Annotated in this window: 10 protein-coding genes; 2 read left to right on the top strand and 8 right to left on the bottom strand. The window is 62.2% G+C overall.

What is annotated here, in order from left to right; all coding sequences use genetic code 11:
- Positions 1–235: 235 nt before the first annotated feature.
- Complete coding sequence (locus DDF70_RS34425) at positions 236–988, top strand: oxygen-binding di-iron domain-containing protein (protein ID WP_114949043.1); 753 nt, start codon at positions 236–238, stop codon at positions 986–988.
- 55 nt (positions 989–1,043) lie between these two features.
- Here the strand turns inward: DDF70_RS34425 and DDF70_RS38935 are convergent, their stop codons facing one another.
- From DDF70_RS38935 to DDF70_RS34395, 7 genes are all read right to left on the bottom strand, one after another.
- Positions 1,044–1,178: a hypothetical protein gene (locus DDF70_RS38935; protein WP_281024419.1), complete on the bottom strand. Its 135-nt coding sequence runs from the start codon at positions 1,176–1,178 to the stop codon at positions 1,044–1,046.
- Between the two features lie 14 nt (positions 1,179–1,192).
- Positions 1,193–1,321 carry a hypothetical protein gene (locus DDF70_RS38930; protein ID WP_281024418.1) on the bottom strand — a complete coding sequence of 43 codons (129 nt, stop codon included), beginning with the start codon at positions 1,319–1,321 and terminating at the stop codon, positions 1,193–1,195.
- A 526-nt stretch (positions 1,322–1,847) separates the two neighbouring features.
- The gene (locus DDF70_RS34415; RefSeq protein ID WP_114949041.1) at positions 1,848–2,195 is read right to left on the bottom strand and encodes a RidA family protein; all 348 of its coding nucleotides are present in this window, start codon (positions 2,193–2,195) and stop codon (positions 1,848–1,850) included.
- 15 nt (positions 2,196–2,210) lie between these two features.
- Complete coding sequence (locus tag DDF70_RS34410; RefSeq protein ID WP_114949040.1) at positions 2,211–3,722, bottom strand: FAD/NAD(P)-dependent oxidoreductase; 1,512 nt, start codon at positions 3,720–3,722, stop codon at positions 2,211–2,213.
- Positions 3,719–4,027, bottom strand: coding sequence for a (2Fe-2S)-binding protein (locus tag DDF70_RS34405; protein WP_114949039.1), 309 nt, complete (start codon positions 4,025–4,027; stop codon positions 3,719–3,721). Before DDF70_RS34405 ends, DDF70_RS34410 begins: the two co-directional genes overlap by 4 nt.
- Complete coding sequence (locus tag DDF70_RS34400) at positions 4,008–5,141, bottom strand: NAD(P)/FAD-dependent oxidoreductase (protein ID WP_114949044.1); 1,134 nt, start codon at positions 5,139–5,141, stop codon at positions 4,008–4,010. The genes DDF70_RS34405 and DDF70_RS34400 overlap by 20 nt, the downstream gene beginning before the upstream one ends.
- Positions 5,142–5,194: 53 nt before the next feature.
- Positions 5,195–6,040 (bottom strand): lysine/arginine/ornithine ABC transporter substrate-binding protein, encoded by an 846-nt coding sequence (locus DDF70_RS34395; RefSeq protein WP_114949038.1) that lies wholly within the window; start codon positions 6,038–6,040, stop codon positions 5,195–5,197.
- A gap of 154 nt (positions 6,041–6,194) precedes the next feature.
- On the opposite strand from DDF70_RS34395, the gene DDF70_RS34390 reads away from it, so the two are divergent.
- Positions 6,195–7,085 carry a LysR family transcriptional regulator gene (locus tag DDF70_RS34390; RefSeq protein WP_114949037.1) on the top strand — a complete coding sequence of 297 codons (891 nt, stop codon included), beginning with the start codon at positions 6,195–6,197 and terminating at the stop codon, positions 7,083–7,085.
- Between the two features lie 143 nt (positions 7,086–7,228).
- Here the strand turns inward: DDF70_RS34390 and DDF70_RS34385 are convergent.
- Positions 7,229–8,275 (bottom strand): tartrate dehydrogenase (locus DDF70_RS34385; RefSeq protein ID WP_114949036.1); only part of this gene is annotated, 1,047 nt, incomplete at its 5' end.

Genomic DNA, 8,275 nt, shown 5'->3' with positions numbered 1-8,275 from the left:
TGCCGTGCAGGTCCACAGCCGCCTCGACGATCCTCTGCCGGGTCTCCGCCTGCTGTTCCGCACGCTTCTTGAGGGTGTAGGTCCGGGTCATGTGTGTTTCGGCACACCGCATGGTGCCGCCATATTGACCATCTGCCGATTTCACTGCACGCTATTGTACGTTCAAATGTGACTGCTGTCCACCGTGCCCAGTCCGGCCGGTGGCACCCACCAAGATGATCGCGTGGAGAAAGTCATGGGACCCAACATCAGCGAAATCGCCGACGGCATCTATCGGATTTCCGTGTTCGTGCCGGATATCGCCCCGCCGACCGGCTTCACCTTCAACCATTTCCTCGTGCGCGGCGACGAACCGCTCCTGTTCCACACGGGGCTGCGAAAGATGTTCCCGCTCGTGTCCGAAGCCGTGTCCCGGATCATGCCGGTTCAGGACCTGCGCTGGATCACGTTCGGCCATTACGAGGCCGACGAATGCGGCGCCATGAACGAATGGCTGGCTGCTGCCCCGGACGCTCAGGTGGCGCATGGGATGACGGGATGCCTGGTGTCGCTGAACGACATGTCGGATCGACCGCCACGGGTGGTGGCGAATGGCGAAGTGATCGACATCGGCGGCAAGCGGATCCGCTACATCGATACCCCGCACACCCCGCACGGGTGGGATGCCGGCGTGGTTTACGAGGAGTCGACCCAAACCTTGCTGTGCGGCGACCTCTTCACCCAGCTCGGCAATGGCCCGGCGCTGACCGAGGGCGACATCGTCGGTCCGGCGATCGCCGCCGAGGATCTTTTCCAGTACTCCAGCTTGAGCCCAGAGATGGGAGCGACGATCCGTAGTCTGGCAACGCTGTCGCCGCGGACGCTGGCTCTGATGCATGGCCCGTCCTTCTCGGGCGACGGCCGAGCGGCACTGAGCGCACTGGCGGACGAATACGACCGCCGCACGTCCAGTCGCAGGCAGGCCATCGCTGAGGCCGCAGCCGCCTAGGGCGGAGCCAGAGGCCGTCTCACGATCTTTCCGCCAGGGTCGGTCTTGAGACAGCTCATAACAGACCCAGGAAGGCGAGATTCAGGCAGGCGAGCCCAGAGAGAAGTCCGAGCGCCGCATCCGGTCCGCCTACGTCGATCAGGATGGCCCCGATCGGCGGGGAGAGGGCTTGGGCGAGCAGGCTGGGCATGGCCAGTTTGCCCATCAATGAGGCGTAGCCCGATGTCCGAACAGCGCGAAGGGAAGGGTGCCCTTGGCGATGGAGACGATCCCGTCGCCGGCACCATAGAGAGCCAGGGCGAGGGCCAGGATGGGAAAGTCGACAATCAGCAAGATTACTCCGCTTGCTACCAAGGTGACGGACGCCGCCATTGTCCAGATTGGATGGTAGTGATGCCCGAAGGCCATTTCGACCACCCGGGCCCCGACCTGCGAGGGTCCGACCAGCGCCCTAGGCCGACCGCCGCTGTGGGCTCAAAGCCCCGGGACTGCAGGAACGTCAGCAGGTGCACGCCGATCATGGATGCGATCACGGCTCCGAGGGTGAGTACCGTCGCGAGCAGCCCGACGAGGCGGGTTGTGCTCAATCGGCTGGCAGGCTGGTCGAGCACACGCCGGTCTCCGGCAGGACGAGATGGATGTCGTCCGCCGCGACTGAACGGAACTGCTCGTAGCCAGTCAAACAGAGCCATCCAGCGACACGGGTAATTCGCATAAGATATATTATGGAACATAAATGCCTTTCCTGCTAGCGAGTTCAAAGGATGCCTGTAACTGATCTCCCCATCCATCCTCATTCATATCGTGCCGACCATCGGACTCCGCTTATATGTCTTCAACTCGGCACGGTATGGAGCATTCAGTTCACGGCGGCGGTTAACGTGATTTCGATCAGAGTATCCTCCCCCAGGTCTGCCACGCCGACGGTTGCGCGTGCTGGGAAATGCTCTGGCGAGAGCCATCGCTTCCAGGCCTGATCCATCTCGGACTTCCGGCTGAGATCCGTCAGGAAGATGGTTGCCGACAGCAAACGGGTTTTGTCCGTGCCTGCGACTTTGAGATATTCGTCGAATTTCGCGAGAATCTGCTCGGTCTGACCTTCAAGCCCGACCGACATATCGTCTGCGACCGTACCGCCGACGAACACGAATCCGTTGTTAACCACAACGCGGTGCATGATCGGCGTTTGAATGTGTCTTTCAGTCACTTCGAATTCCCTTGCTTACCGTTGCTTGGATAGATGTGTGTCGGCCAGATCGGCCAGGACCGCGACTTTGGCCGCATCCGGTTGCGGCAGGCTGGCGAGTTCGCGCAGTTTCAGAGGCTTGATCGGGAACCGCAGACGGTAGTAACCGACCTGTCCAGGGTGGACACCGCGCTCATCCGCAATGAGTTCCGTCACGGTCAAACCGCATAGCCGGCCCTGGCACGGTCCCATCCCGGACCGGAGGAACACCTTCATCTGGTTGGGACCAACGGCTCCCGCGCGCACGGATGCTCGAATCTGGCCTGCGGAGACTTCTTCGCACCGGCAGACGATCGTGTCGGGGTTCTGTGGAGCCCTGAACGATCGGGACGGCTGGTACAGAACGTCCAGAAAGTCGCGCCCTCGCGTAACCTTCCTGTATTGCGCCTCCAGCCGTGCGGCCTGTCGCTCCCGGTCGCCACCATCGATGAAGCCGAGCCGCGATGCGCACCCGAGTCCCGCCAACGCCCCCTGAAGAGCCGCCGCTTCGGCGCCATGGATCCCTGCGCCGTCGCCCGCAATGGCAATACCGGGGACGGTGCTTTCGTACCAGTTGTCGACCTGCGGACGGAACGCCAACTGCGTCTCGTCCCACTCATGCTTGCAACCAGCCGCATTGGAGAAGTTGATGTTCGGAACCACGCCTTGGTGGAGTAGGAGAAGATCCGCAGGCATGCGCTGCCTCTGTCCACGGGCCGTCCATACGACCTGCGTTAGCTCTCCTTCGCCTTCGGCTGACAGGGCGGAGACCCATCGGACCACTTTTGTGCGGCGTTGCACCGTTCTCAGGAGCCTCAATCCCTTGGCGACATAGCCAGAGCTCAGGAAGGCGGGCAGATGGCGCGCGGCCTTTAGCCAGTTGTTCTTGGGCGTCGTGTCGAGAACCGCGGAAACCGTTGCGCCGGCCTCGATCAATTGAGCGGCCAGGAGATAGAGAAGGGGCCCCGTTCCCGCAATGACCACCCTGCCCTCCGGAATGAGCCCTGACGTTTTCAAAGCGATCTGGGCGGCGCCAGCGGTCATGACGCCGGGCAAGGTCCAGCCCGGGATCGGAAACGGCCGCTCGAGCGCACCCGTCGCGAGCACGATCTGCTTGGCACGGATAAGGCGGGCTGTACCACCGCCTGAAACACCGACTTCGTGACCGACGATGCGGCCTCGTTCATCATGAACGGGACCGATGCTCCAAGCCGTCGTCGCTGGAGCATATTCGGCGCCGGAGCGCAGGAACGCCTCGGCGATCTCACGCCCCCGCCAGTAATCCTCTCCCAGGCGCTGGCGATCAGCCACCCGCGCGAGAAGAACGGACCTGTAGATCTGGCCGCCGGGCGTCCGGTTCTCGTCGATGAGAAGCGTCTGCGCCCCAAGGTCCGAAACCGTCGTTGACGCGGAAAGTCCGGCGGGACCGGCGCCGATGACGATGACGTCATAGGCATCGGCGAGGTCCTTGACCGCGCAGGCGGCGTTATCCCCCGTGGCAGATGTCATCGGGCCGCCTCCGCCGACAGGGCGTGGGCGCCATCCTGAGTTTCAACCCTCATTCCTTCCCGCACCTGGACGAGGCACCCTTGCCTGTTGCCGACGCCATCGATCCTGACGAGGCACTCGAAGCAGACGCCCATCATGCAATAAGGACCGCGTGCTGCGCCGGACACGGGGGTCGTGCGGCAGGAACGAACGCCCGCCGCCAGGAGTGCGGCAGCGACGCTGTCCTCCGCCGAGGCCATGATGGATTTACCGTCGAAGGTGAAGGTAACCTGATCCCCGATGCGGTCAGGCATACGCTGGAACATGGAACCTCCTGGTCGCGAAGACTGCCAATTCGTCCGGGATCGTTCCTGCGGCCACCGCCTCCGCCAAGTCATAGGCATGCTGGGGCGCCAGAGTGACGCCCGAATGAGCCATGGCGATGAAGGCTCCCGGATGGGTTCGCGATTGCTCATAGACCGGGGATCCGTCCAGCGTCATGACCCGGAAGGCGGACCAGGTCCTGACGACATTCAGCTCTTCAAGCTGGGGAAACATTCTGATGGCCCTGTCGGCCATCACGGATGAAATTCCGTGGTCGGTTGTGAGGTTGACGTTGGTCGCCTCCTCGCTGTCGCCGATCATGACGCCGCCCTCGTCCGTCTGGCGAACGGTGACAACCGGGTAACGGAGGAAAGGAGCGGCTTTTTCGGTGACGATGATCTGGCCACGGCTTGATTTCATCGGTGCGTCCAGACCCACCATCGGGGCCAATCGGGCGTTTCCCAGACCGGCGGCGAGAACGATCTTCGGCGCCCTCATCTCCCCCCAGGTCCCCTTGAGCACGAAGGCGCCGTTATGCGGCTCGATCGCTTCAACCGCATGGTCCGCGCGATAGTCGATGCCGCGCGCTTGGAAGGCGGCATGCAATGCACGAAAAAGGCGAAGGGAGTTCACGTGCCCGTCCAAGGGACAGTAGATCGATCCGCTCACCTCGTGGCCTATCGCAGGAAGCCGCGCCTTCGTCTGCCCATGATCGAGCACTTCATATGGATGCGCCACCGCCCCGGGCTGATCGTGCAATCGCCTGAGCACATCCACGTTGGACTGCAGTTCCCGATCGGACAGACAAAGGCTGAAGCCGCCCGGCTGATCGAGGCCCACATCGATACCCGTATCGGCATTCAGCTCTGCGGCCAGCCGCGGCCACGCCGCAGCGGCGGCTTTCGTCCAAGCCGTGTAGGCGGGAAAGCCCAGGCCCTTTCCCTGAACCCAGATGAGCGCAAAATTAGCTCGTGACGCGCGAAGCGCGATGTCGCCCTCATCCAGGACACAGACCCGTAATCCCTGTCGCGCGAGGCCCCAGGCAAGGCATGCGCCCATGAGGCCGCCGCCGACGACGACGGTGTCGGGCTCGGCATGTTTTCGATTGATTGCCATTCTGATATCCGAGGCCGCGGAGCGCATCCGGCGCCCCGCGGACATGAAGCATCTCAACTCTGAGGCGCGATGTTGGTCTTGAACCACTTCATCGACAGCTTCTGGATCGTGCCGTCCTTGATGGCGCCCTGGATGGCCTCATCGAAGGACTTCTTGAGATCCGTCTCGTCCTTACGCAGACCCACGGCAATACCAGCGCCTAGAAGACCGCCCGTCAGCGAGGGGCCCGCGACGGCATAATCCTTGAAGTCGGGCTTCTCGAGCGTGCCGATCACCTGGGCGGCTCCGGCGAAAACTGCATCGATGCGGCCGGCCGCGAGATCCAGGTCATGCTGTTCCGTGGTCTTGTACTCGCGGATCTCGGCCGTGCCCTTCAGGTACTTGTCGGCGAAACTGGCCTGGATGGTCGAGGTCTGGACACCGATGGACTTGCCCTTCAGGAGCGGTTTCAGGTCCTCGATGGCCTTCTCGGCGGCAGCCTGCTGGGTCGTGAGGTTGAACGCCTGCCCGGTGCCCGGGAGCTTCGCCAGAGGCGAGTCTTTCGCCGCCAGGAAGACACTCGGCGTATCCGCATACGGAATGGAGAAGGTGATGACCTCCTTGCGCTTATCGGTGATCGTCATTCCGGCCATGATGGCGTCGTACTTCTTGGCCTGGAGCGCCGGGATGATGCCGTCCCAGTCCTGGGCCACGATCTCGCATTTCACCTTCATGCGGGCGCACAGGTCGTTGGCGAGGTCGATCTCGAAGCCTTCGAGCTTGCCGCCCGCGCCCGTGAAGTTCCACGGCGCGTAAGCGCCCTCCGTGGCGATCTTGACGGTCTTCTCCTGGGCGGCGGCTCCGCCAACTGCAACCAGCATGCCGAGGGCTGCAGCCCCCATGACTCCCAAGGTGTTCATGTTCTCTATCCCTCTTAGAATTTTTGAGGTCGATCAGCCGTGTGCGCCTTGGCTGCCCAAGATCCTCCACGGGAACAATCGACATCACTTTCCATAAGGTCAAATGAGATTTACTTATTCAAGCATACAAGAAAGTTATGCTTGAGACCCGCCAGTGGATATCAGCTCCCGCCAAATCGAAGCTTTTCGCATGGTGATGCTCACGGGCAGCATCACGAGCGCATCGGAGGCATTGTTCGTGACGCAGCCGGCCGTCAGCCGGCTCGTCCAAGGACTTGAAGAGGCAACAGGTCTCACTCTTTTCATAAGACGCGGAAACCATATCGTACCCACGGCCGAAGCAACGGCGCTTCTGGCCGAAGTGGAACGATCGTTCGTAGGATTGTCGCGGATCAGCGCCTTTGCACAGGCACTCGGCGCTCAGACCGCCGGCTCTCTCCGGATCGCCGCTATGCCGGCACTGGCCGGCAGTGTCCTGACCCGGTTCGCCGCACGGTTTTCCACCCGCAGGCCGGACGTACACATCTCGATCAGCGGGATACCCTCTCACCTCGTGACGGATGCCGTGGCGAGCGGGCAGGCCGATTTCGGATACGCCGACGGTCCCTTGGATCGCATCGGGCTGGAGATCGAGACCGTTCCTGTCGCGGCGGTTGCAATCATGCCAAAGGGCCACCGCCTAGCTCAACATGATCGGATCACGCCGGCAGATCTCGGCGGCGAACGTTTCGTCGGGATCGGCCGAGGGACCCTCTTCCGTTCGAGAATCGATACAACCCTCGCAGGCATTGCCCGAACGATCTTGCTCGAAACGCCCTTGTCACACATCGCCTGCCTCCTGGTCGCAGAAGGCGGCGGCATCAGTCTCGTCGATCCGTACTCGGCAGCGGAGTTTCTCGACAAAGGAATTGTTGCAAGGCCGTTTACGCCTTTCATCGATGCCGGCTTCGTGGCTCTGCGCGCTCCCCAGCACTCTGTCTCCGCCTTGGCCGTAACGTTCATGCGGGAGTTCCGTGAGCATGTGGGTGGCTGGTCGCTGTCTTAAGCCTTCATCCCGGCACGGTTGAACTGGCGCATCATGCGTCTGGAAAGTTGTTCGGGGGAGGCCGCCTGTCTACGCCCTCCCCCGCCCCTTGGGCTTGAGACCCAGTGACTTCTCGACGACCACGTCGGCGGGGTTCCAGCCGGTCAACCAACGGCGTCGGCGACCGCTTTGCCAATGGTTTCCGTGGCAGCATTGCCGCCCAGGTCGCGCGTTCGCAGAGTGCGCTCGCTCAAGACATCCTCGATGGCGCGAACGATGGCTGCTGCCGCTTCCGATTCCCCTAGGTGCTCCAGCATCATCGCGCCGGACCAGATCTGGCCGATGGGGTTTGCGATCCCCTGCCCGGCAATGTCAGGCGCCGACCCGTGGACAGGCTCGAACAGGGACGGAAAGTTTCGATCCGGATTGATGTTGCCGGACGGCGCAATGCCGATCGTTCCCGTGCAGGCAGGACCCAAATCGGACAGGATATCGCCGAACAGGTTCGAGGCGACCACCACGTCGAACCAGTCCGGGTGAAGGACGAAATGGGCTGTGAGTATGTCGATGTGATACTTGTCCCATTTCACATCGGAATACTTCCTGGCCATCTCCTCCACGCGCTCGTCCCAATAAGGCATCGTGATCGAAATGCCGTTCGATTTGGTCGCCGAGGTCAGATGCTTCTTCGGCCGCTTCTGCGCCAGGTCGAACGCAAACCGCAGGACCCGGTCGACGCCGATGCGCGTCATCACCGTCTCCTGGATGACCACCTCCCGGTCGGTGCCGGGAAACATCTTGCCGCCAACGGAAGAATACTCGCCTTCGGTGTTCTCACGCACGACCCAGAAGTCGATGTCGCCGGGCTTGCGATTGGCGAGCGGCGTCGGCACACCAGGCATCAGGCGCACGGGCCGCAGGTTGATGTACTGGTCGAATTCTCGCCGGAACTGCAGCAGCGATCCCCAAAGCGAGACATGGTCCGGGATCTTCTCCGGCCAGCCCACGGCACCGAAGAAGATAGCCTCGTGCGATCCGATCTGTTCCTTCCAGTCCTCCGGCAGCATGCGGCCATGCTTGGCGTAGTAGTCATAGGAGGAGAAATCGAAGTGATCGAGCTGGAGGTCGAAACCGAACTTCTTGGCCGCTGCCTCCAGAACACGCACGCCTTCAGGCGTCGTTTCCTTTCCGATTCCATCACCTGGAATGAC

The organism is Microvirga calopogonii, from assembly GCF_003347665.1.
Taxonomy (GTDB): domain Bacteria; phylum Pseudomonadota; class Alphaproteobacteria; order Rhizobiales; family Beijerinckiaceae; genus Microvirga; species Microvirga calopogonii.
Note: the sequence above shows the minus strand (reverse complement) of the source record. Positions and strands in the feature narration are given on the sequence as shown.

Excerpts from the sequence above, each read along its gene's own strand:
- DDF70_RS34425 (WP_114949043.1), top strand. The coding sequence starts at position 236 with ATGGGACCCAACATCAGCGAAATCGCCGACGGCATCTATCGGATTTCC.
- DDF70_RS38935 (WP_281024419.1), bottom strand. The coding sequence starts at position 1,178 with ATGCCCAGCCTGCTCGCCCAAGCCCTCTCCCCGCCGATCGGGGCCATC.
- DDF70_RS34410 (WP_114949040.1), bottom strand. The coding sequence starts at position 3,722 with ATGACATCTGCCACGGGGGATAACGCCGCCTGCGCGGTCAAGGACCTC.
- DDF70_RS34405 (WP_114949039.1), bottom strand. The coding sequence starts at position 4,027 with ATGTTCCAGCGTATGCCTGACCGCATCGGGGATCAGGTTACCTTCACC.
- DDF70_RS34400 (WP_114949044.1), bottom strand. The coding sequence starts at position 5,141 with ATGGCAATCAATCGAAAACATGCCGAGCCCGACACCGTCGTCGTCGGC.
- DDF70_RS34395 (WP_114949038.1), bottom strand. The coding sequence starts at position 6,040 with ATGAACACCTTGGGAGTCATGGGGGCTGCAGCCCTCGGCATGCTGGTT.